The sequence below is a fragment of the Streptomyces sp. NPDC025784 genome, assembly GCF_055558435.1.
The window spans coordinates 186820-210364 of record NZ_JBVHMN010000014.1; the positions used below are offsets into that span (position 1 = coordinate 186820).

Genomic DNA, 23545 nt, shown 5'->3' on the forward strand with positions numbered 1-23545 from the left:
GTGGAGAAGTTCCTTACTTGTCGAGGGAATCGAGAGAGGGGCCGAGGATCCAGCTGGCGATCTCTCGGATCGCGCCGTCACCGCCGGGGACGGTGGTGACCGCGCGTGCGGCGCCGCGCACGACGTCGTGGGCGCTCGCGACCGCCACGGGCCAGCCGACGAGGGCGAAGCACGGGAGGTCGTTGACGTCGTTGCCGACGTAGAGCACGCGCTCAGGCGCGATGCCCTGCTCCTCGCACCACTGCTTCAGTGCGAGGTCTTTCCGGTCGATGCCGTGCAGCGCGGGGATCTGGAGCTTGCGTGCGCGTGCGGCGACGACCGGGTTCTTCTCCGTGGACAGGATGAGCATCGTCAGGCCGCTCCTGCGGAGGGCCGCGATACCGAGGCCGTCCCCGCGGTGCACGGAGACGATCTCCCGTCCGTCGGAGTCGATCAGCACCCTGTCGTCGGTCTGGGTGCCGTCGAAGTCGAGGACGACCGCGTCGATGTCGTCGGCGGTCGGGAGGGAGCCGGGACGGTCGGCGTCGAAGAGGGGCGCGAGGGCACGGGCGCGGGCGAGGTCGTGCGGGTCGTCGATCTCCAGGACCCGCGCGGGGTCGGTGCGCACCGGCTCGGTGCGGCCGAAGAAGCGGTGCTTGTGCTCGCGCAGTCCCGTCGCGTCCATCGCGTAGGCCGCGCCGGTCTCCAGGAGGTCCTGGGGGCGGTCCTGGCGCCGGGGACGGAAGGACTTGTCGTGGTTGACGCCGTAGCCGCCCCCCGTGCCGGTGGAGTTGGCGACCTTGGTGGTGCCTCCCGCGCCGGCCGCGCTCGCCTCGGCGGTGTGCGCGGTGTCCACGACGGCGGGGTCGTCGGCCGCGTCCCGCCAGATGAACCCGTGGAACGGGGCCACGGTCAGGGCGGTGTCCGCGCCGTTCTCGACGACCGCCGCGGCGACGCCGTCGATGTCCTCGCGGACGATGAACGGGCTGGTGCACTGGACGAGGAGGACCACGTCGACGACCGAGCCGTGCAGCGCCTCGTGGGCGTCCATGGCGTGCAGGACGGCGGCCTCGGAGGTCGCGGTGTCGCCGGCGATGGCGGCGGGACGCAGCACGACCTCGGCGCCGGCCTGCCGGGCCGCCGCCGCGATCGCCTGGTCGTCCGTGGAGACCACGACGTCCGTGACGAGGCGGGTCGCGCGGCACTCGCGCACCGCGCGGGCCACCAGCGGCACACCGCCGACCGGGAGGAGGTTCTTCGCGGGCACGCCCTTGGAGCCGCCGCGCGCGGGGATCACCGCGAGCACCCGGCGCATCGGCGCCGCTTGGTCCGCTTCCTGATGGGTCATGCGCTGTTCTCCTTGACGAGGGAGGCGAGAGAGGCGTGGGGGGCGGAGGTTTCCGGGCGCGTCGCGCCGGCCGGCGGCGCTCACAGCTCACCCATCCGCCGGATCACCGGTGCCACGCGCTGGACGCCGTGGCGGTAGGCGCCGCGGGCCGCCCGGCGCACGATCTGCCGTACGGGGCTGGGCTCCTTGTCCGCCGCGGGCGCGCCGGGCAGCGGGCTGCCGTCCGGGCCGAGGTGGTGGCGGGCGAGGATGCCGGGCAGGTATCCGGGCGCGGTGACGGGCGTGTAGTAGGGCGCGAGCGGCGGCAGGCTCCCGGCCTCCAGCAGTTCGCCGATGCGCAGGCGCGCCCCGTCGAAGGCCGTCTCGTAGGAGCCGTGCCGGGAGGAGGGGCCCCCGGCGACGACGCCCTGCCGGGCCACCCAGGCCGCGTCGGGCGTGGGCCGGTGTCCGTCGTCGAGCTGGTCCCAGGAGGCGAGGCAGCCGGAGCCGACGAAGTGGTGGTTGCCGAGCGCCTCGCGCACCCCGAGGTCGGTCAGGACGACGGTGGGGATGCGCCGGTGCAGCGACTCCAGGGCCGCGGTGGAGCTGACCGTGACCAGCAGGTCGGTACGGTCCAGGACCTCGCCCATGTGCCCGTACACGAGGCGGAAGTTGGGCGGCAGGTCGGTCTTCTGCGCCAGCTTCTGGTAGGGCAGTTCCTCGATGTGCGTGGTGTGCTCGCCCGGCTTGGAGCGCAGTTTGAGCAGCACCTCGCGCTCCGGGTGCAGGCGGGCGTGCCCGATCAGCCGGTCGAGCAGGTACGTGCGGTCCTTGCGGCTCTCCGGCACCGAGGGCTGCGCGGCGAAGACGACCGTGTACGGGTCGTTCCCGGTGTAGTCCGCACCGCCGAGGAAGGGCAGCGCGACCTCGGTCACCGAGGAGGCGTCGGCGCCCACTCCTTCGTACACGGCCCGGAACCGGTCCGCGTCCTGGCGGGAGTTGGCGAGAACCAGGTCCGCGCCGTGCCGCAGGAGCAGGCCGTCGGCGAGCTTCTCGTAGACGACGCCGACGTAGCCGGTGACGACCACGGGCCGCCGCGTGCGCCCGTCCCAGGCGTGGGCGAGGCCGTGCAGCATCGCCTGGACGGCGCCGCCGACCAGCGCGAGGACCAGGACGTCGTACGGCTCCTTCGCCATCTCGCGCAGGAATTCGACGGCGGTGACCTCGCGGAGGGAATCCGCGCGGACGCCGACCTCTTCGAGCTGGCGGGCGGTGGGAGTGGCACGGCCGCGCAGGAGGAAGCCGTCGAGGCGCATGTCCGATTCGGCGGGGGAAAGGCGGTTCGCGGTGAGCGAGCCCCATTTCCACCGGGTATCGGAATCCGCGAGGACGGCCACCCGCAGGGACTTCGTGGTACTTGCTGGCACGTCGAAGACGCTAGGAAGCCATTTCGAGGTGCGGCCCAACCCGAATGCAACAAACGGTTAACAGCACATCGACGAATGGCGAATCGGGCCGCGCCGCGCACGGAAATCAGCTGGGTTCACGGCTTCGCCACGCGTCGTTCACCTGACATCTCACCAACGGTCAAGACGAATGCCGGGCCGCCGCCTAACGTCACGTGGGTGGTCAAGCTCTCCGTCATCGTGCCGTTCTACAACGTGCAGCAATATGCGCCCGACACCCTGAAGAGCCTGCGTGCGAACACACGCGAGGACTTCGAATTCATTCTCGTCGACGACTGCTCGCGCGACGAGACACCTGACATTCTCGCGCGCGCGGAGCGCGAGCTCCCGGGTGCGGTGTATGTCAGACACGAGAAGAACGGAGGGCTGGCCACCGCGCGGAACACGGGCATCGACACCGCGCGCGGCGAATACCTCACGTTCCTCGACGGGGACGACTGGCTCGCCCCCGGCTACTACGAGCAACTCCTGTCCTCCATAGAGGAGTTGGGCTGCGACTTCGTACGCACGGACCATGTCCAGTGCACCGCGCGGGCCCGGACCGTCAACCGGGTCCCGCACGGCCGGCGCGGTGTGGTGATGAATCCGCGCGACGCGATCCTGCCCGCCGACCGGTCCACGTCCGTCGACTACGCGTACGCCTGGGCGGGCATCTACCACCGCCGTCTGGTCGACCGCGGCCTGCTGCACTTCACCGACGGGCTGCGTACGGCCGAGGACCGGCCGTGGATCTGGAAGCTGCACCGGGAGGCCGAATCCTTCGCCACGGTGGGACTGCTCGGCGTGTTCTACCGGCGTGGCGTGGCCTCCTCACTGACCCAGATCGGCGACGTACGTCAGCTGGATTTCATTCGGGCGTTCGATCAGGTCGTGGCGGAAACCGCCGAGGACCGTGACGCGGAAAAACTCCTGCCCAAAGCCGTGCGCACGTATTGCGCGATCATTTCCCATCACCTTGGATCCATCGAAAGGTTCGAGCCACCCGTGGCGCGGAAACTCAAGTCGATGAGCGCGGTCGCCCTGCGGCGCATGCCGCAGGACGTGCTCGACGACGCCCTCGACTCGATGGACGTCCAGCGCGCCACCCGGCTGCGCCGGCTGCGCCGCCGGCCCGCTCCCGGCACGGGGGTGGCCGCGTGACCACGCAGATCTTCATGGCGTCCACGCTGTACGGCACGGCCACCCTCGCCGCCGCCCTGGACACCGACTGCTTCGCCCCCGCCGACCGGCGCATCCTGCTCGTCTCCAACAACGCGGCGACGCCCGAGACGACGCCCGGCGTGGACGAGATGCCGGGCTTCGAGCGGCTGCGCGGCCGGTTCGACGACGTGATCTCGTGGAACGAGACCATCTCGCCCTTCCACCCCGGCGGCTGGGCCCCGCGCCTCGACGACGTGCCCCTGTGGGAGCGGCACCTGCGGCTCGCCTGGGACCTCGGCGACGACGACGTCGAGCTGGCCGTCGAGTCGATCCAGGTGAACCCGGCGCTGGGCGTCGCGCAGATCTTCACCGGCGCACCCGTCACCGTGTACGCCGACGGCCTGATGAGCTACGGCCCCACCCGCAACAAGATCGACCCGTTGGTCGGCACCCGGGTGACCCGGCTGCTCCACCTGGACCTCGTCCCCGGTCTGGTCCCGCTGCTGCTCACCGAGTTCGACGTGCGGCCGGAGATCGTGCCGACGGACGCGTTCGTCAAGGTGCTCGGCGAACTCGTCGACACCGGCGACGCGTTGCCCGCGATGGACGAGCCCGCGCTGCTCCTCGGCCAGTACCTCTCCGCGCTCGGCATCCTCACCGCCGAGGAGGAGGAGGACCTGCACGTACGGATGCTGAAGGGCGCGATCGCGCTCGGTCACACCCGCGTGGTGTTCAAACCGCATCCGACGGCTCCCGCCCGCTGGTCGCGCACCCTGGAGAAGGAGGCCGAGCGACTCGGCGCCGACCTCACCGTGCTGGACACACCGGTCCTCGCCGAGGTGCTCTACCAGCGGATGCGGCCCGCCCTGGTCGTCGGCTGCTTCTCCACCGCGCTGCTCACCGCGTCCGCGCTGTACGGCCTGCCCGTCGCCCGCATCGGCACCGGGTCGCTGCTGGACCGCCTCACCCCGTACGAGAACAGCAACCGCATCCCCGTCACCGTCGTGGACGCCCTGCTGCCGGAGCTCACGGACAAGGCGGCGGTCGCCGAGCAGCGGCGCGCGATGGACGTCACGGCGCTCACCGCGCTCGTGCAGGCCGTCGGGTTCGCGATGCAGCCGAAGATCTACCCGGATCTGCGCGGGACCGCCGAGAGCTACCTGACGCGTCATCTGAACGACAGCACCTGGCGGTACTTCAAGCGCCGCAGACTCACCTCGCTGGCGCTGCCCGGCGCGGTCCCGGCGCAGCTCGCCTTCATCCCGCGCAACGCGACGGTCCGCCGGGTGGCGCGCCGCGCCCGGTCGCTCAAGCGGGCGACGCTCGGATGACCGCCTCGGCCGCCGGGCCCGCCGCCGCACCCCTGGACACGCCCACGAAATCCACGCCGGGCACCGGGGCCGACGGTGTCCCGCCCCGGATACCGGCCCGGGCGCACGCTCCGCGCCTTCGCGCGCTCGACGGACTGCGGCTCGTCGCCGCGCTGATGGTCGCCGGGTACCACTACGGGGGACGCGACGGCGAGGTGACACAGGCGTGGGGCAGTTCGCCCCAGCATCAATTCCCCCTGCTGCACTCGTACTTCGCCTACGGATGTCTGGGCGTCCAGGTCTTCTTCGTCATCAGCGGGTTCGTGATCTGCATGAGCGGCTGGGGCCGCACCCTGCGCGCGTTCTTCGCCTCCCGTGCCTCCCGCCTGCTGCCCGCCTACTGGGCGGCGATCGTCATCGTGACGGCGGTGTTCGCGCTGCCCGTGGTCGCGTACAAGGCGGTCTCGCCGAGCGACGCGCTGGTGAACCTGACGATGCTCCAGCAGCCCCTGGGCGTCGACCGGGTGCTCGGCGTGTGCTGGACGCTGTGGGCGGAGGTCCGCTTCTACGCCCTGTTCGCGCTGTGCATCGTGCTGCCCGGCGCGAGCCGGCAGCGGGTGATCCTCTTCTGCGCCGGCTGGACGCTGGCCGCGGCGATCGCGCAGGCCGCGCACGAGCCGCTCCTCGACCTCGTCCTGATGCCGGAGTACGCGCCGTTCTTCATCGGCGGCGTCGGCCTCTACCTCGTGCACCGCGACCGGCGGGACGCGTACGCCTGGGGAATCGTCGGGGTGAGCTGGCTGATCGGCCAGCACTACGCCGTCCAGCGGCTGTGGCACGCTCCCGACCCGGACTTCTTCTCGTACCGCACCTCGTTCGGCATCGTCCTCGTCGTCACACTCGGCTACGTGGCCGTGGCCGCGATCGCGCTCGGCCGGCTGAACTGGGCGAACTGGCGCTGGCTGAGCGTCGCCGGTGCGCTGACGTACCCCTTCTACCTGGTCCACGAGCACCTGGGCTGGGTGGCCATCCAGGCCTATCACCGCACGCTGCACATCCCGTCCTACGGCACGTTCCTGCTGACGGTCGCCACGATGCTGCTGCTGGCCTGGCTGCTCAACCGCTACGTCGAGGAGTGGCTCACCCCGAGGATCCGCACGGCCCTGTCGCGCCCCCGCTCCTAGCAGCCCGTTCCTAGCAGCCCGTCGAGCGCCGGGCCGGCCGACGCCGGCCGGTCCGACGCTCGACGGCGTGGATGTCCGGGCAAGTTGGCCCGCCGTTCATCTCGGCGGCCGTTTGGGGGTGTGTCGCCGGGCAGGCGTACGGCAGTCCCCGTACCCCGCCAGCTCCGCCAGGGAGTGATCTCTCCTCATGACAGCCGTACCCGGCACGACCCGGCCGCCCCGCACGCTCGACGACGTCCCCGGCTGGTTCCCCGTGCTCGACCAGGTGCTCTTCGACTGGTTCCTCGACCGGCAGGAGGGCGCCGGTGTCCGGGGCGACCTGCTGGAGGTCGGGGTCTACCTGGGCAAGAGCGCCATCTTCCTGGGGCGCCGCCCGCGGGAGGACGAGCGCTACACCGTGTGCGACCTCTTCGAGGGCGACGCGCCCGACGACGCCAACGAGGCGGAGTCGACGAAGTCGTACCGCACGCTCACCCGGCGCGCCTTCGAGGAGAACTATCGCTCCTTCCACGAGACCCTGCCCCGCGTCCTCCAGGGCCCCAGTTCCCTCGTCCCCGCCGAGGTCGCTCCCGGCTCCTGCCGGTTCGTCCACATCGACGCCTCGCACTTGTACGAGCATGTGCACGGCGACATCGGCGCCGCCCGCGACGTGCTGCTGCCCGGCGGGGTGGTGGTCCTGGACGACTTCCGCTCGGAGCACACGCCGGGCGTCTCGATCGCTGTGTGGGAGGCCGTGCTCAACCGGGGCCTGCGCCCGATCTGTCTGAGCACGCAGAAGCTGTACGGCACCTGGGGCGATCCCGGCCCCGTGCAGGAGGAGCTGCTGGCGATGGCACGCGGGCGCGGGGACTGCCGGCTCAGCGTCCAGGAGGCGGCCGGCCACCGCATCGTCCGGCTCAAGTCGGACGGCATGAGGGCACCGCAGTTCCCGACCGCGCGGTTCGCACCGTCCTCCGGGCCGGGCGACGCGCCCGCCTCCGCCACGCCGGCCCCGGTCCCGGCTCGGCGCCGCGGGCGCGGTCGCCGTCTGGCCGCCGACCTGCTGCCGCCCGTCGTCGCCCGGGCGATCCGCAACGCCCGTACGGGCCGGGGCTAGCGGGATCCTCCTCCCGCGCCGTAGCGGGCCTCGATGCCCGCGATCACCAGGGCCAGCCCTTCCTCGAAGTGCTGGTCGTAGTCCTCGAAGATCTCCGCGCCCGCCGCGGCCGACAGGGGGAAGTCGGCCATCAGGCGGGCGCGTTCTTCGACGTCGTACCCCTCGCGGCGCTCCCCCGGCAGGGGCTGGACGCCCTGTTCCTCCGTGACGTAGCCGATCGTGTAGAGGAACGCCGTCGTGGTCGCGCGGACCGCCTGGGCGAGGGTGTGGCCGGCCCCGGTGAACAGCCGCAGGGTCCGCTCCATCTCGACCGCGTGCAGGGTGCCGGTGAAGCGTGAGCCGCTGAAGACCTTGGCGCCGTCGCGGTAGCTCAGCAGCGCCGTGCGCAGTCCTCGGTTGGCGGTCAGGAGGCGCTGCTGCCAGGTGGTGTCGGACGTGTCCCGGGCGTCGTCGACCATGCGCCGGTACATCTCCGTCGCCATCTCGTCGAGCAGTTCCTGCTTGTTCTTGAAGTGCCAGTACAGGGCCGGTGCCTGGACGTTCAGCTCCTTGGCGATGGCGCGGAGGGTGAGGCCGTCGAGACCGGCCTCGTTCAGCAGCCGCAGCGCGGTGGCGACGACCTGCTTCTTGTCCAGCTTGGGGGATCTCTGGGTGACCACGCTTGACAGTTTAACGCCGTTAAGCGCATGCTGCCGCCATGGAACTTAACAGCGTTAAGGAGAGGGTCGTGGACAAGGACGCACGCGTCGGCACGGACGTACTCGTCGTGGGGGCCGGCCCCACCGGACTCGCCCTCGCCGTCGACCTCGCCCGGCGCGGCGTCCCGGCACGCGTGGTGGAGCGCTCCGCCGCGCTCTTCCCGGGCTCGCGCGGCAAGGGACTCCAGCCCCGCACCCTGGAGGTCCTCGACGACCTCGGCGTGCACGACGCGATCCAGCGGGCGGGCGGCCCCTATCCGGTCGGGATGATCTGGCGCGACGGCGAACGGCAGGCCGAGCACCGGATGTTCGACGAGAGCCCCGCGAGCGAGACCGCGCCGTACGGCACGCCGTGGATGGTGCCCCAGTGGCGCACGCAGGAGATCCTCTTCGCGCGGCTGGAGGAACTGGGCGGCGAGGTCGCCTTCGGACGGGAGCTCGTCTCGCTCACCCAGGACGCGGACGGCGTGACCGCCCGCTTCGCCGCCGGCCCGCCCGTCCGTGCGCGGTACGCGGTCGCCGCCGACGGAGGCCGTTCCGCGGTGCGGCGCGCGCTCGGGATCGGCATGACGGGCGAGACCGTGGACCCGAGCCCGACGCTGGTGGCCGACGTCCGCGTCAGCGGGCTCGACCGCGACAACTGGCACGTCTTCCCGCCGGCCGCGGAGGGCGGGGGACTCCTCGCGCTCTGCCCGCTCGCGGGCACCGACGACTTCCAGCTCACGGCCCAGTTCCCCGAGGGCACGGACGTCGATCTGTCACCCGACGCCATCCGCAAGGTCGTCGCCGCCCGCACGCACCTGGCGCCCGACGCGGTGACCGAGGTCCGCTGGGCCTCGGACTTCCGCCCGCGCACGGGTCTCGCCGAACGCTTCCGCGCGGGCCGCGTGTTCCTCGCCGGGGACGCCGCGCACATCCACTCACCCGCCGGCGGCCAGGGCCTCAACACCAGCATCCAGGACGCGTACAACCTGGGCTGGAAGCTCGGCGCGGTGCTGCGCGACGCGGCGCCCGACGCGCTCCTCGACTCGTACGAGGAGGAACGGCTGCCCAACGCCGCCGACATGCTCGGCCTGTCCACGCGGGTCCACCGCGGTGAGGTCCGGCGCGGGGCGGCCACCCAGCAGCTCGGGCTCGGCTACCGCGACCGCACGCTCGCGGTGGAGACCCGCACGGGCCTCTCCGAGGACGCGCTGCACGCGGGCGACCGCGCCCCCGACGGCATCCGCGACGGCGTACGCCTCTTCGACGCCTTCCAGGGACCGCGGTGGACGCTGCTGGCGGTCGGCACGGACGCGGACCTGCCGCGCCTCTGCGATGTCCGCACCGTCCGGATCGCGGACCACGACGCCTACGGGCGCGGCCTGTTCCTCGTCCGCCCGGACGGCTACGTCGGCTGGGCGGGCACCTCGGCGGACGGCCTCGCGCCGTACGCGGCCGGCGTGGGCCTGCGGTGAGCCGACCGCCGGCCGGGCGCCCGGCGGAGCGTCAGGCGCTGGCGAGCGTGAGCTTCACGGCGAAGCCGAGGAAGAGGGCGCCCGCGGCCGTCGTGGCACCCGCGGACAGCCGCTTGCGCCTGCGGAAGGCCGACGCCAGCCGGGTGCCGCTGAAGATCAGCGCCGTGAGGTAGAGGAAGCTGGCGAGCTGCGCGAAAGCACCGAGGACCACGAACGACAGGGCGGGGTAGGCGTACCCCGGGTCCACGAACTGTACGAAGAAGGCGACGAAGAACAGGATCGCCTTCGGGTTGAACAGGCTGATCACGAGCGCGCGCCGGTACGGCCGTTCCCCGGCGGCCTCCACGGCCTCACCGGACTCCACGACCCGCTCCCGCCGGGTCCGCCACATCCCCCGGGCGGCCCGCAGCATCCCGACCGCCAGCCACGTGAGATAGCCGGCGCCCGCGTACTTCACAATCCCGAACAGCACGGCGTTCGCCTGCAGCAGCGACGCGACGCCCGCCGCCGACAGCGTCATCAGCACGGTGTCCCCGCACCACACGCCCGCGGCGGCGGTGTAACCGGCGCGGACGCCCCGGCGGGCCGCGACCGAGAGCACGTACAGCGAGTTCGGACCGGGCAGCAGCACGATCAGCACGAGGCCCGCCAGATAGGTGGGCAGATCAATGACACCAAGCATGAGGTGGAGTGTCGCACGCGCGCACGACACTCCACTCACGGGTTTCGCCCGGTGAGACGGGGTCGGTCCGGGCGTGGACCGCGGGCCGGCTCAGAAGGCGTCGGACGGCACGTACGTGCCCCAGACCTCGCGCAGCGCGTTGCAGACCTCGCCGACCGTGGCACGGGCACGGAGGGCGTCCTTCATCGGGTAGAGGACGTTGTCCGTGCCCTCGGCCGCCTTCTTGAGGTCGGCGAGAGCGGCGTCCACCGCGGCCTGGTCGCGCTCGGCGCGCAGCTTGGCGAGGCGCTCGGCCTGCTGGGCCTCGATCGCCGGGTCGACGCGGAGCGGCTCGTAGGGCTCCTCGACGTCGATCGTGTAGCGGTTGACGCCGACGACGACCCGCTCGCCCGAGTCGGTCTCCTGCGCGATCCGGTACGCCGAGCGCTCGATCTCGTTCTTCTGGAAGCCGTGCTCGATGGCGTTGACCGCGCCGCCCAGGTCCTCGACCTTGCCCATGAGTTCGACGGCCGCCGCCTCGACCTCGTCGGTCATCTTCTCGATGACGTACGAGCCCGCGAAGGGGTCCACGGTGGCGGTGACGTCCGTCTCGTACGCCAGCACCTGCTGGGTGCGCAGCGCCAGGCGCGCGGACTTGTCGGTGGGGAGCGCGATCGCCTCGTCGAAGGAGTTGGTGTGCAGGGACTGCGTGCCGCCGAGGACGGCGGCCAGCCCCTGGACGGCGACGCGGACCAGGTTCACCTCCGGCTGCTGCGCGGTCAGCTGCACACCGGCGGTCTGCGTGTGGAAGCGCAGCATGAGGGACTTCGGGTTCTCGGCGCCGAACTCGTCCCGCATGACCCGGGCCCAGATCCTGCGCGCGGCACGGAACTTGGCGACCTCTTCGAGGATCGTCGTGCGGGCGACGAAGAAGAAGGAGAGACGGGGGGCGAAGTCGTCCACGTCCATGCCGGCGGCGACCGCCGTGCGGACGTACTCGATGCCGTCCGCGAGCGTGAACGCGATCTCCTGCGCGGGCGAGGCACCCGCCTCCGCCATGTGGTAGCCCGAGATCGAGATGGTGTTCCACTTCGGGATCTCGGCCTTGCAGTACTTGAAGATGTCCGCGATCAGACGCAGCGAGGGCTTCGGCGGGAAGATGTACGTGCCCCGCGCGATGTACTCCTTGAGCACGTCGTTCTGGATCGTGCCCGTCAGCTGGTCGGCCGGCACGCCCTGCTCCTCGCCGACCAGCTGGTACATCAGCAGGAGCAGGGAAGCGGGCGCGTTGATGGTCATCGACGTGGAGACCTTGTCCAGCGGGATCCCGCCGAACAGCACGCGCATGTCGTCGATCGAGTCGATGGCGACGCCGACCTTGCCGACCTCACCGTGCGCGATGGCCGCGTCCGAGTCGTGGCCCATCTGGGTGGGCAGGTCGAAGGCGACCGACAGGCCCATGGTGCCGTTGGCGATCAGCTGCTTGTAGCGGGCGTTGGACTCCACGGCCGTGCCGAAGCCGGCGTACTGCCGCATCGTCCACGGGCGGCCGGTGTACATCGACGGATACACACCGCGGGTGAAGGGGTACGAACCCGGCGCGCCCAGCTTCTCGGACGGGTCCCAACCCTCCAGAGTCTCCGGCCCGTACACCGGCTCGATGGGCAGACCGGACTCGGATTCGCGCGCCATGTGCTGTGCCTCCCGCTGAAGCTACTTACTAGTAGGACCCGACCCTCGCGACGGACTGTAGCCGCGGCCGTGCGCCCGGTGCAGTGCCCCACGCTGGGACCTTCCTCACAGACCGGTTCACGGACCTGTTCCGCGGTTCGTTTCGTTTCGACTTCTCGCTCTCCACCATGCCGTCTAGTTCGCAACCGGTCACGCGCGGGGAGCATCTCAGGTGACACAACGGCGAAACGGGGGGTCCGAATGCGTACGACGGGCATGGGGAGATCGCTGGCCGGCCTCACGGCCCTCATCCTGCTGAGCGGCTGCACGGCGCAGGCCGTGGACGCCCACGGGAAGCAGCCGCCGCCCGTGCGCGGCGACAGCCGCGGCCCGTCGGCGTCCGGGGACGGCAAGGAGAGCGGGAAGCCCGGCGGCGAGCCGGCCACCACCGCCCCGAAGGTCCTGTGGTCCCGGGGTGACAAGGGCCGCGACGTCCGCGAGCTCCAGGCCCGGCTGCACCAGGTCGCCTGGCTCATCACCCCGCCGACGGGGAAGTACGACTCCCCGACGGTGAAGGCCGTCAAGGGCTTCCAGGGCAAGCGGGGTCTGCCGCGCACCGGTGAGCTGGACACGGTCACCTGGCAGCGGCTGCGGAGGATGACGCACGAGCCGGCGTCCTGGGAGCTGTACCCGTACGGCGGTCAGCCGGCCGCGAAGCCGGATCCGCGCTGCATGACGGGCCGGGTGCTGTGCATCAGCAAGACGAGCCGGACGCTGCGCTGGATGGTCGACGGGAAGACCGTCTCGTCGATGGACGTGCGGTTCGGTTCGCAGTACACGCCGACCCGCGAGGGTGTGTTCAGCGTCTATTTCAAGTCGCGGTACCACGTGTCGACGATCTACCACACGTCCATGCCGTACGCGATGTTCTTCAGCGGGGGCCAGGCGGTCCACTACTCCTCGGACTTCGCGGCCCGCGGCTACTACGGCGCTTCGCACGGCTGCGTCAACGTCCGGGACGAGGGGAAGATCGCCGCCCTGTTCGCCCAGGTCCGCAACGGCGACAAGGTCGTCGTGTACTGGTGAGCGCCGGGGGCGCGGGAGAGGGTGTGGGGCGCGGGCGGGACCGGGGGAACGTGTCCCGCCCGCGCCAGGTGCACAGAGCCGTGGGTACGGGGGGAACCCCGGCTCCGTGCTACGGCCGATGACCAGTCGGCTCACCCATTACTGCGTCGCGGCGGCCGAAAACGTCACACCCGGACCGAAGAAAGTTGAAAGAAGTACGAAACCGCAGGTCAGAGGCGGTGCCCCTGCGCCGGGAGCGGCGACGCCCCGAGGATCCGCGCACCGCGGCGGGGTGCGCACGGCGCCCTCAGTGGGCGGTGAGGAGCGACGCGAGGACGCTCCGCGTCGCCGTCGGTGACGGCGACGACGGCAGGGACGTCCGCGGCAGCAGGGGGCTCAGCGCGGAGTACGAGGGTGACGGCGTGCCGATGACGCCGCTGTGGTGGCCGTCGCCGGGCAGTATGTGGTGGCTGTCGCCGTCACCGCCCTGGTCACCCTGGTCCCCCTGGTCTCCCCGGTCGTCACGGCCGGGGCCCTTGCCGTCGCCCTCGTCGCGGTCGGAGCGGTCGTCGAGCCGGTTCAGCAGGCCGGCGCAGTAGGTCTTCACCCGTCCACTGCCGCCCGCCGCGTCCTCCAGGCCGCGCCTGCGGCCCGCGTCGAGGTCCTTGCCGGCCAGGATGTCGCGGCAGGACAGCCGCGTACGCCTCCACCACTCGCGTGTGCGGTCGGAGTCCTCTTTGCCCCGGGAGCCCGGCCGGGTTCCCGGAGTGGCGCCGTCGTCCGTCCGGTCGTCCGGCGAGGCCGGTCCGCGTCCGGAGGGGCCGTTCGTGGTGCCGTCGGGCGTCGGCGTCACGGAGCCGCCGGGAGTCGCCGGCGACGGCGAGACGAGCGGCTGTTCCGGTGTGCGGGCCGCGGTGACCGAGGCGGCCGGAGCGGGCTTGTCGTCACGGAACGGAGTCGGCAGGACGCCGGTCCCGGCCGCCACGGCGACCCCGCCGATCATCCCCGCGGCCAGCGCCGCGGCGAGCCCGACCCGCACGGGACGGCCCCAGCGAACCCCGCGGCGGCCCACCCCGGGCCGCCCGATCCGTACGAGTCCGGCGTCCGCCGCATGGGCCCCGGGACGGGCGAGTGCACGGCGGCCGAGCTGCACGGCCGCACCGTCTCCGCTGGTACGCGCCTTGCGGAAGGCGGCCAACGCGGCTTCCTCGCCCGGGAGTTCACTGCCGTTCGGCATGGATCCCGCGGACAGCGCTCCGAGCGCGTCGGCGAGCCGTTCCGCCTGGGCCCGGGAGTCGGCGTCGACGGCTTCCAGCGGCTCACCGCGCAGCAATCGCTCCGCCGCTTCGCGGTCCAGCCACCTGTACTGCTCGTCGGCCATCACATGTCCTTCTGCGTCCGCGAACGCGTATGCGTCACACCCGCGGACGTCACCGCGCGTGCGCGCGATCCTCTTTGTGGGGGAACGGCACCGAGTCCGCCGCCGGTGTCCGCGTCGCCGCCGAGCAGCTCCGCGAGCCGCTTCAGGCCGCGGTGGGCCGCCGTGCGGACCGCGCCCGGGCGCTTGCCGAGGGTCTCCGCGGCGGACTTGGCGTCCAGGCCGACGACGACACGCAGCACGACGGCCTCCGCCTGGTCCTGCGGGAGCTGGGCTATCAGCGAGAGGGTGCTGTCGGTGGCGAGGGCCTCGATGGCCTCGCCCGCGGTGTCGGACTCGGCGGCCCTGCCGGTCAGTTCGGTCTCGTCGCCGCCTATCGCGGGTCGCCGCCCGCGCATCCGTACGTGGTCGAGCGCCCGGTTGCGGGCGATACGGGCGGCCCACCCGCGGAACCGGTCGGCGTCGCCGCTGAACCGCTCCAGGTCGCGCGCGATCTGCAACCAGGCCTCGGACGTGACGTCTTCCGCGTCCGCCTCGCCGACCAGCGTCCGTACATATCCGAGCAGCCGTGGGTGCACCGTGCGGTACACAGTCCGGAACGCGGTCTCGTCCCCGTCCTGTGCAGCAAGCACCGCGGCGGTCAGCTCCGCGTCGTCCCCCAGCACCGCGCCTCTCTTGCGCTTGAGCCGGCGCCGCTCTCGCGGACCGGGTTCTCGCCGTCGTGGTCGTCGTTCGTCGGCCGCGGCTCCAGGACCGCGGTCGGCTGCGGCGGCCTGTCGTCCCCCGCACTCCGGCGCGAAAGGCACGTTACGGCGTGAAACCGCTGCTCGTCCATGTTCGTACAGCATGCAACTAAGTCGTGACGCAGAGAGGTGTGACACAAAACGCAGCCGCGGCGCTGTAGAGAGTACGGGCCGCCGCGCGGCCCGTGCCGCGCGACGGCCGGGGCCTCTCCTGTGGGGGGTGGCGGCCCCGGCCGTTGCCATCGGCCAAGGCGCCTCCGAGGTCACGGGGCGCCTCTTTTCGTCTTCGGGGCACGCCCGTTCACGCTCCCGCCGGGTCCGTCCAGGTCATCGGAGGGTCCGTCCGTGCCTGCGGAACGCCGGTCCGCGCCCGCGGCGCATGGCCGGATCACGCCCTCGGGCCGTGTCGGTCGCCGGCCCGCGACGGGTACCCGGGCCTCGGTTGCGCCGCGCGCGCCCGGCGCGCGGCGTGAACGGTGAATCGCGTCAGCCACCTGGACTTCGCGGGACGCGTGGGCCTTGTGAGCAATCCGGCTCCGCGGACCGCTCAGGCCTGAAGGGGACGCTCGCGAACGGTGCTACGGCTTGCCGTTGGACTTCGCCGGTTTCGGCGGCGACGCGGTCGTGGGCGCATCCGGCCCCTGCGTGGCCCCCGGCTGCTTGGTGTTCCCGGCCCCGGTCCCGACCCCGTTCCCGGCTCCGGTCCTGGGCGCGTCGGCCAACTGCTCGGCGCAGTACGCCGCGACCTTGTCCTCGCCGCCGGCAGCGGTGACGAGACGCTGCCAGGCCGTCGAGTTCAGGGCCTTGCCCCGACCCTTCACCGAGTCGTAGGCGCGGCAATGGGCGACGGTGTCCTGGGCCTGCGTCGGGTGGGCGGACGCCCGGCCCCGCCCGGCAGCGTCCGGGGCGGCGGCGGTGGGCGACGCCTGCGGGACGGACTCGGCGGCGGGACGGTCCGGAACACTCCTCGACGGCCGCGCCGTGGCCCTGCCCTGGTCGTCGCCGTCCTCGTCGGACGCCGAGCCGATCGCCGCGACCGCGACCCCGCCCAGCGTCAGACTGGCCAGCAGTACGGCACACATGGCCTTCAGCGAACGGATCGCCCGCCGCTGCTCCCGCGGCCGCCAGTCGTCGCGGCGCCGGGTCCGCGCGGCGAGCGCGCCTTCGTCCCGGGCGGTGCGGAAGGCGGCGACGGCACGGGCCTCGCCCTCGGCGTCGACGGTCTCCGCCCGCACGGCGGAGGCGAGGAGCTCACCGAGGCCGGGCCGGCCCGCTTCGCCCGGGTGCGCGACCCGACGGTCGGACGAGCCGCCGTGACCGTGTCGTTCACCCATGTCCGGATCCATCCCTGCCCGACACCTTCTTGGACTTCTTGCCGTTCATCTCGACTCCCCCAGCGTTCTGGGGCCTTCATCCGTCACACCGCCGACGCCGAGCTGCTGGGCCAGGCGTTTGAGGCCGCGGTGGGCCGCGGTGCGCACCGCGCCGGGCCGCTTGCCCAGGACCCGCGCGGCGGCCGGCCCGTCGAGTCCGACGACCACGCGCAGGAGGACCGCCTCCGCCTGGTCGCGCGGCAGTCCTGCCACCAGACGCAGGGCGTCCTGTGTGGAGAGGGACTCCAGCGCCTGGTCGTAGGTGTTGTGCGCGCCGGGCAGTTCGAGCAGGTCCTGTTCGAGGGCGGTCGCCCGCGGCCGCACCTTGAGCCGGCGCAGATGGTCCAGTGCGCGGTGCCGGGCGATGGTCGCGGTCCAGCCGCGGAAGCCCGCCCCGTCGCCCCGGAAGCGTCCGAGGTCCCGCGCGATCTCCAGCCAGGCGTCGGACGCCACGTCCTCCGCGTCGTCGCCGACGATCCCGCGCAGGTACCCGAGCAGTCCGGGCTGCACGATCCGGTAGGCCGCCGCGAAGGCGGCCTCGTCCCCCTCCTGCGCCCGCGCGACGGCCACGCCCAGCTCCGCGTCGCGTGCCTGCACGCGGCGGGGTTCCCCTCCTTGACCCAACACAGTCCTCGTTTTGTACCGAGATCGTCCGGATTCACGCCGTGCGACACGGTCGGCCGCGTGCACGCTTCCACGCTCCTCTGCGTCAGGCGGCACAGAAATGTCACAGCCTGTCAGAGACCTCACACGTCCCACGTCCCCCTCGGGCCACTCCTGCACGGTGGGCACGCCCCCTTCAACCGGACCGCCTGCCACTGCCGGCCGCGGCCCTGACCTGCGGCACTCGTCCGTGCAGCTGGAGATAGAAGGTCCGCACGGACTCCCGTTCCCCGAACTCGAACCGCTTGACGACCTTCCCCAGCGGATTCCAGACCCTTCCGTCGGGCATCCGCACACCGCAGGGCTGGCCGAACAGCTCGCGCTGCCCGGCGTCGAGTTCGACCCAGCGTGCCCCGGCCCGCCGCACCAGGACCTCGCCGGTGTAGGCGCCGATCCCGAACAGCACCTGCTGGACCGCGGCCCGGTCGGACCCGCCCTTGCGCAGTCCGTCCAGGATGAAGTCGATGACGCGCAGGCTGTTGACGGAGTAGTCCAGCGGCAGCCGGTTCCGCGCCGTGACCTGTCGCACGAACAGCTCCGCGTGCCGACGCATCCGCGACTCGGCCGGCCCCCGCTCCTCCATGGCTCCCGCTCCTCACTCCACCGCGCACGAGCGCGCGACTCCCCCGGTCACCAGACCAAGCGGAAGGCACGCCGCGAACATCACGTGCGGCGACAGTGACAAAGGTCATGCGAGGAAAATCCCGTCCTCATACAACTATTCGGTCGGCTCAAGCGTCCGAAGCCCTCGCTCCGGCGGACCTCCCGGGCCGGACCTCCCGCGGGCCGTGCCCGGCTATCCCGTGGACCGGTCCTCTCCCGCCTCCCCCGGCAGCGGCTCAGCCCCGCTCAGGATCAGCATGTCCGCCACGAAGCAGGCGACCTCGCCGCCGGTGTCCCGGCCGATCCACACCGGATAGGCGCCGTCGCCCCGGCCGCTCGGGTAGGCGATCAGGTTGGTGCCGGTGGCCGCGTCGTCCACGACCGCGATGCCGTGGTCGTCCTCCGTCAGCACGCCCGACACCTGGCCGTCCCAGAACCTGCGGCCGAGGTCCGCGGCCGTGCTCGCGTCGGCGAAGGCGCCGGTTCCGGCGTCCACGCCGAAGCCGTAGAACTGCCCGTCCCGCAGGAGCCGTTCGTCCTGTCCGGGGAGCAGCGCCAACTCCCATCGCACCGCCGGGCGTTCGGACACGAGGACGCGGGCCGCGGTGTATTCGTCGAGGATCAGCGTCCGTCCCTCGTGCTCGGCCGTGTACCCCGCGGAGGCGAGCTGCACCGGATAGTCGCCGGGCGCCACCGTGACCGTGAACCCGGCGTCCTGCTCGCACTCCGCGTACGTGGGGTCGCGGGCCACCAGCCGACCGCTGGGCAGTCGCAGCGTCCCGGCCGGGATCGGGTCCCAGACGGTGTACTCCTGCCGGTCCGTCGAGAAGCGGGCGCCGGGCGTGAACAGTTCGTCCAGGTGCCCGGGCCGCATCCCCCGCGGCGCCCGCCAGTTCGGACCACCGGACTCGCCGGTCCGGGCGACCGCCACGGTCTCCCGCAGCTCGAGGCCGGGCGCGTGATCGCTGCCGAGCGGCGCGAGCAGCCCCTTCCACTGCCCGAACTGGGGTACGGGGAACCATCGTTGCTCCTCGGGGACGTCCGCGGTCGTGTATCGCGAGCCGCCCCTGTCGCCCTGCGGTTCGACGATCTGGGTCCCCCGCCCGTCCGGCCGCAGCTCGATCGTCACCCGCCCCGCGTCCGCCGCGAATTCCGGGCTCCCCTCGTCGGGGTACGCCCAACCGCGCCGACAGGTGAGGAAGAGCCGGTCCGCCGTGAGCCGCCGCAGGTCCACCTCCATGAACCGCCGCCCGTGCAGGTCGGACACCCAGAGGCCGAGGTAGTGGTGCGACCAGTCCACGTGCGCGACGATCGCCCCGAGACTGTCGGCCTGCCTCAGCACCACCGCGTACGGTTCCCCCGCGGCGTCACGGGCCGCGGCGGCCTCGGCACCGATCGGCCCGAGCACGGCCCCGCGCCCGAAGTCCCACCCCTCGCCGTACACGACATCGATGATCTCCGTGCCGTTCATCGGGCCGCTCCCCTCCACGCTGTCTCACACGGTCGGACACAGGATCCGCAGTCCTCGGCGCCGCTCCCCCGGCGCCCGGGGCTCCGGGGGAAAGTCATCGGCCGACGTCGGCGGGCAGCGTCACCCTGCCCGTGAACACGCCGTGGTTGTCGGCCCGTACCTCCTGGCTCACCGAGATGTCTCCGCCGCGGTACGGGACGAGGAACGTGTAGGCGTAGCGGTGCGAGACGAGCCGGTATCCGTGCGCCGCGTCCAGGTTCCATGTCTCGGTGAAGCTCTTGAGCGTGACGCTGCCGTCGGACGCCGTCACCCCGGCGTCCCGTAGTTGGGCCAGCGCGGGCTCCATCTCCCGGACCGCCCGCTTCAGCGCGGGACGGCTGCGGGCGGCCGGCAACGACCAGCCGGCGGCGGAGACCTGGAGGCGCACGTCACGACCGCCGGCGCCCGTACGCTGCACCTTCGCGCTCTTGGCGTACGCGCCGAACGCCTCCAGCTCGGCCACGGGATCCTCGACGTCGTTGGCGATGTCGGGGTCGGACAGCGGCCCGTGCTTCCACGCCTCGGCGCCTTCCTTGACGTAGCCGGTGCGGCCGACGACGTAGACCAGCTCGGGCTTGCGCACTTCCTTGCTGGTGGTGATCAGGCCGTTCTGCCGGAGCGCGGCGGGGGCCGTGGTGCGGTCGGACGTCGCCGCGTACGTGGCGGTGGAGGGCCGCTGCCCCTGCATGAGGAGCGTCTCGCTGCCGCGCAGGGCGAACGTCCACCCCTTCTCGGCCGCCATGGCCTGCCGGGCCCTGGCGGTGAACTGTTCCGCCGTCCTCGGCTTCGGCGCCGGCCCGCGCCCGGCACCGGGGCGTGACGTGGCCGTCGGCCCGTCCTCGGCCCGCGTCGTGCGCGAGGAGGCGGTGCGCTCGCCCGCCGACTTCCGCTTGCCGCCGCCGTGCGGCGCGCATCCGGAGACGGCGACCGCGGTCGCGGCGGCCACCGCCAGCGCGGCGACCGCGCGCCGCTTTCCTGGGCGAAGACGTGTTCCGGGCAGCACGGAGTAACCCTTCGGCAGGGAGGGAGAGCTCGCTTGCGGCCCGGTTATACAACAGCCGCCGACGCGACCGCGAACGTCCGGGCATAACGGCACACATCGCCATCACGGCCGCCGAATCCGGTGCGACGGGCACCGCCGGGAGACGACGGGCGAAGCCCTGGTGCCGACGGCGTGCCGCCGGTCGGCCGAACATGCCGGCGCAGGGATCCGGCTCGCCGGTCCAGGGATCCGGCCCCGCCTTCGGCAGACGCCGCCGCTCGGGCTCGGTCAGGAAGGTCACCGGCCGCTTCCGTCCGCCACGGACACCGGCCGCAGCGGGACGATCCGCTCGATCCTGCCGTGCCCTCCGGGCGGTGGGGTGACGCAGGTCGCATCGCCTGTGGTGACGCTTTGCGATCGCTGTGCGCTGTGACTCATCGGACCACCCGTGTGACGGGTGGTGTTTTTGAGGACTTGTTTCCGAGAGACCTTTTCCAGGGGTGGGGCAGTTGAGTCGCAGGACTGGCCATGCGTACAAACCGCTGACTCTGAAGCGGAGAGCGTGGCTGACGATCGGGGCCGTGGTGCTGGGCGGGGCGGGCGCCGTCACCTATGCCGTAGCAAACCCGTCCGCACAGCCGGACGACCCTGCCGGAGCACGCAAGCCCGCCGTGCACACGGTCAAGCTGAAGGACAAGGGGGCCGGCCGCAAGGGCCTCGGCAAGCAGGACACCGATCGCTTCAGCGCCGTACTGCTGACCTGGAGCGACCCGGACGCGAAGCCGAAGGGCACGCCCGAGGTGCGGTACCGGGAGCGGGAGTCCGGCAAGTGGTCGGGGTGGCAGAAGCTGCCCGACGACCCCTTCTCGGCCGACGGCGAGGAAGGCAGGAAGGCCGCGCAGCGCGGCGGCACGGCGTCCGTGTGGACCGGCGACGCGGACGGCGTCGAGGTCCGCGTGGTCGGCGCCGACGGCACGGAGGCCGCGGGCCAGCCGGCCGGCATGGACGTACGGCTGCTCGACCCGGGCACCGATCCGAAGCGGAGCACGGAGCCCGCGGCGTACACGCTCCCGGTGGAGGAGACCACGCCCGCGACGACCGACTCGCCGACCCCGGCCGACCCGGTGCCGACGACCACGGATCCCGCGACCCCGACGGACACCGCCTCCCCCACCGACACCGTCTCGCCGACCACCGAGCCGCCGAGCCCGTCGTCGACCGACACCGCCTCGCCGACACCGTCGCCCACCGACACCGTCCCCGCGCCCCGCCCGTCGACGGTGGTCAAGCCGCCGGTCATCACCCAGGCGGAGTGGGGCGCGTCGACCGACTACGACGGAACGCCCGCGTACGGCACCGAGATCAAGGCGGCCGTGGTCCACCACACCGGTGTGGACAGCGACAACAAGCTCTCCTGCGGCGAGTCCCGCGCCCGGATGCGCACCATCCAGCAGGAGCACTTCTCGCGCGGCTACTTCGACATCGGCTACAACTTCGTCGTCGACAAGTGCGGTCAGATCTTCGAGGGCCGCAGCGGCGGCATGGACCTGCCCGTCATCGGCGCGCACGACATCGGCTTCAACACCAACACGGTCGGCATCTCGTACATAGGCAACTACGAGAACGCGAAGCCGACCCGCGCGGGCCTGGAGGCCGTCTCCCGCATCGTCGCCTGGAAGTTCGGCATGTACGGCGTCGACCCCAACGGCAAGGTGACGCTGGTCTCCGGCAGCCCCAAGGGCCAGGACGGCAACCTCGTCGACAAGGGCACGTCGATCACGCTGCCGACGGTCTTCGGACACCGTGACACCAACGCCACCGCGTGCCCCGGCGCCAACCTCTACCCGAAGCTCGCCGAGATCCGCAGGTTCGCCGCGAGCGCCGGCCGGAACTCCGCGATCCCGACGTCCGACTACAACCGCGACGGCGTCAACGACCTCGTCGCCGGTACGCCCAAGGCGTCGGGCGGCGTCGGCAGCGTCACCGTGGTGCCCGGCGGACTCAACGGCCCGGTCCCGGCGTCGAAGGTGACGCTCACGCAGAGCAGCGCGGGTGTCCCCGGCTCCTCCGAGGCGGGCGACAGCTGGGGTGCCGCCACCGCGTGGGGCGACGTGAACGGCGACGGCCACGCGGACCTCGCGGTCGGCGCGCCCGGCGAGGACGACACGAGCGGCAACGCGGACCGCGGCTCGGTCACCGTGCTCTACGGTCCCGCCCTGAACACCGGCTTCTCGTACGCCACCTCCGGCGTGACCGCCGCCGGCGCCAAGCTCGGTTCGGCCGTCGCGGTCGGCGACTTCGACGCGAACGGCAAGGCGGACGTGTTCTCCGCGGGCACCGGCAAGGGCGGCAACTGGAACGCCCGCCTCACCGGCGGCGCCACCCGGACCGGCACCCTCACCACGTCGACGAGCGCGATCGCGTACGCGGACGCCGCCGCCGGCGACTTCAACCGGGACGGCTATACGGACGTGGCCCTCAACTACCGCGACGCGGGCGGCATCGGCCGGGTCACCTGGTTCAAGGGCGGCGCGTCGGGTCTGACGAAGGTGTCCACGCTCAGCGTGAAGGGCGGCCGTTCGATCGCCGCCGGTGACGTGAACGGCAACGGCTACGACGACATCGTCATCGGCCAGCCCTACACCTCGGAGTCCGGCGCCGTCTCCGGCGGCCAGGTCACCATGGTCCCCGGTACCTCCACCGGCTTCACCACCACCGGCATGACGACCGTCCAGCAGGACACCGCGGGTGTGCCGGGCGCCAACGAGTCGGGGGACGCGCTCGGTTCGTCCGTGTCCGTCGGCGACTACAACCTCGACGGTTACGCGGACGTCCTCGCCGGCGCACCGAACGAGGACATCACGCGCTCGTCGGTCAACCGCTCCAACGCCGGCACCACGCTGCTGCTCAAGGGCACCTCGACGGGCCTGACCGGGTCCGGCGCGATCGCCGTGTCCCAGGACACCTCCGAGGTGCCCGGCTCCACCGAGACCGACGACAAGCTCGGCTCGGCCGTCTCGCTCGCCGACCTCTCCGGGTACGGCCGCACCGACCTGGTCCTCGGCACCGAGGGCGAGGACGGCGGCGACGGCATCCTGCTGTACGTGCCCAGCAACAGCACCGGCCTCGGTCTGACGCAGGCCACGGTGTACAGCAAGACGACGCTCGGCACTCCGGCGGGCGCCCACCTGGGGCAGACGCTGACGCCGTAGCGGCAGCGATCCCCGCCAGGCCACGAA

At 72.3% G+C, this 23545-nt stretch carries 19 protein-coding genes; 7 read left to right on the top strand and 12 right to left on the bottom strand.

Features of this window, described 5'->3' with window-relative positions; all coding sequences use genetic code 11:
• Nucleotides 1–13: 13 nt before the first annotated feature.
• Together ACZ4IF_RS29145 and ACZ4IF_RS29150 are read right to left on the bottom strand one after the other, a co-directional pair.
• A complete protein-coding gene (locus ACZ4IF_RS29145; RefSeq protein WP_467568024.1) occupies nt 14–1327 on the bottom strand; it encodes a cytidylyltransferase domain-containing protein in 1314 nt (437 codons plus the stop codon).
• An 80-nt stretch (nt 1328–1407) separates the two neighbouring features.
• Nucleotides 1408–2733 carry a DUF6716 putative glycosyltransferase gene (locus ACZ4IF_RS29150; protein WP_345656345.1) on the bottom strand — a complete coding sequence of 442 codons (1326 nt, stop codon included), beginning with the start codon at nt 2731–2733 and terminating at the stop codon, nt 1408–1410.
• Between the two features lie 198 nt (nt 2734–2931).
• Between ACZ4IF_RS29150 and ACZ4IF_RS29155 the strand changes: the two genes are divergently transcribed.
• The 4 genes from ACZ4IF_RS29155 to ACZ4IF_RS29170 all read left to right on the top strand — a co-directional run bounded on the left by ACZ4IF_RS29155 (nt 2932) and on the right by ACZ4IF_RS29170 (nt 7502).
• On the top strand, nt 2932–3912 hold the full coding sequence (locus ACZ4IF_RS29155) for a glycosyltransferase family 2 protein (RefSeq protein WP_467568026.1): 981 nt from the start codon (nt 2932–2934) through the stop codon (nt 3910–3912).
• On the top strand, nt 3909–5243 hold the full coding sequence (locus ACZ4IF_RS29160) for a polysialyltransferase family glycosyltransferase (protein ID WP_467568028.1): 1335 nt from the start codon (nt 3909–3911) through the stop codon (nt 5241–5243). The genes ACZ4IF_RS29155 and ACZ4IF_RS29160 overlap by 4 nt, the downstream gene beginning before the upstream one ends.
• Nucleotides 5240–6406 carry an acyltransferase family protein gene (locus ACZ4IF_RS29165; RefSeq protein WP_467568030.1) on the top strand — a complete coding sequence of 389 codons (1167 nt, stop codon included), beginning with the start codon at nt 5240–5242 and terminating at the stop codon, nt 6404–6406. The genes ACZ4IF_RS29160 and ACZ4IF_RS29165 overlap by 4 nt, the downstream gene beginning before the upstream one ends.
• Nucleotides 6407–6593: 187 nt before the next feature.
• Nucleotides 6594–7502 (top strand): class I SAM-dependent methyltransferase, encoded by a 909-nt coding sequence (locus ACZ4IF_RS29170; RefSeq protein WP_467568032.1) that lies wholly within the window; start codon nt 6594–6596, stop codon nt 7500–7502.
• Here the strand turns inward: ACZ4IF_RS29170 and ACZ4IF_RS29175 are convergent.
• Nucleotides 7499–8161, bottom strand: coding sequence for a TetR/AcrR family transcriptional regulator (locus ACZ4IF_RS29175; RefSeq protein ID WP_467568034.1), 663 nt, complete (start codon nt 8159–8161; stop codon nt 7499–7501). The two genes, ACZ4IF_RS29170 and ACZ4IF_RS29175, sit on opposite strands and share 4 nt — an antisense overlap.
• Nucleotides 8162–8199: 38 nt before the next feature.
• Here ACZ4IF_RS29175 and ACZ4IF_RS29180 point away from each other — a divergent pair, with 38 nt between their 5' ends.
• Nucleotides 8200–9657 (top strand): FAD-dependent oxidoreductase, encoded by a 1458-nt coding sequence (locus tag ACZ4IF_RS29180; protein ID WP_467568036.1) that lies wholly within the window; start codon nt 8200–8202, stop codon nt 9655–9657.
• 31 nt (nt 9658–9688) lie between these two features.
• On the opposite strand, the gene leuE is transcribed toward ACZ4IF_RS29180, so the two are convergent.
• Nucleotides 9689–10339 (bottom strand): leucine efflux protein LeuE, encoded by a 651-nt coding sequence (leuE, locus tag ACZ4IF_RS29185; RefSeq protein WP_345656338.1) that lies wholly within the window; start codon nt 10337–10339, stop codon nt 9689–9691.
• 90 nt (nt 10340–10429) lie between these two features.
• A complete protein-coding gene (locus ACZ4IF_RS29190) occupies nt 10430–12010 on the bottom strand; it encodes an acyl-CoA mutase large subunit family protein (protein WP_467568038.1) in 1581 nt (526 codons plus the stop codon).
• 240 nt (nt 12011–12250) lie between these two features.
• Here ACZ4IF_RS29190 and ACZ4IF_RS29195 point away from each other — a divergent pair, with 240 nt between their 5' ends.
• Nucleotides 12251–13075 (top strand): L,D-transpeptidase family protein, encoded by an 825-nt coding sequence (locus ACZ4IF_RS29195; protein WP_467568040.1) that lies wholly within the window; start codon nt 12251–12253, stop codon nt 13073–13075.
• A gap of 286 nt (nt 13076–13361) precedes the next feature.
• On the opposite strand, the gene ACZ4IF_RS29200 is transcribed toward ACZ4IF_RS29195, so the two are convergent.
• The 7 genes from ACZ4IF_RS29200 to ACZ4IF_RS29230 form a co-directional block, all read right to left on the bottom strand.
• A complete protein-coding gene (locus tag ACZ4IF_RS29200) occupies nt 13362–14435 on the bottom strand; it encodes a hypothetical protein (protein WP_467568042.1) in 1074 nt (357 codons plus the stop codon).
• Entirely contained in the window at nt 14435–15097 is a 663-nt protein-coding gene (locus ACZ4IF_RS29205; protein ID WP_467568044.1) for an RNA polymerase sigma factor, read from the bottom strand. Before ACZ4IF_RS29205 ends, ACZ4IF_RS29200 begins: the two co-directional genes overlap by 1 nt.
• Nucleotides 15098–15753: 656 nt before the next feature.
• Entirely contained in the window at nt 15754–16509 is a 756-nt protein-coding gene (locus ACZ4IF_RS29210) for a hypothetical protein (protein WP_467568046.1), read from the bottom strand.
• A gap of 45 nt (nt 16510–16554) precedes the next feature.
• Complete coding sequence (locus ACZ4IF_RS29215; RefSeq protein ID WP_467568048.1) at nt 16555–17172, bottom strand: RNA polymerase sigma factor; 618 nt, start codon at nt 17170–17172, stop codon at nt 16555–16557.
• 175 nt (nt 17173–17347) lie between these two features.
• Nucleotides 17348–17794, bottom strand: coding sequence for a hypothetical protein (locus ACZ4IF_RS29220; protein WP_467568050.1), 447 nt, complete (start codon nt 17792–17794; stop codon nt 17348–17350).
• A gap of 213 nt (nt 17795–18007) precedes the next feature.
• Nucleotides 18008–19285 (bottom strand): DUF4241 domain-containing protein, encoded by a 1278-nt coding sequence (locus ACZ4IF_RS29225; RefSeq protein WP_467568052.1) that lies wholly within the window; start codon nt 19283–19285, stop codon nt 18008–18010.
• Nucleotides 19286–19379: 94 nt separating this feature from the next.
• Entirely contained in the window at nt 19380–20327 is a 948-nt protein-coding gene (locus tag ACZ4IF_RS29230; RefSeq protein WP_467568054.1) for a hypothetical protein, read from the bottom strand.
• 563 nt (nt 20328–20890) lie between these two features.
• On the opposite strand from ACZ4IF_RS29230, the gene ACZ4IF_RS29235 reads away from it, so the two are divergent.
• Nucleotides 20891–23518, top strand: a complete 2628-nt coding sequence (locus ACZ4IF_RS29235) for an FG-GAP-like repeat-containing protein (protein ID WP_467568147.1) — start codon at nt 20891–20893, stop codon at nt 23516–23518.
• Nucleotides 23519–23545 lie beyond the last annotated feature (27 nt).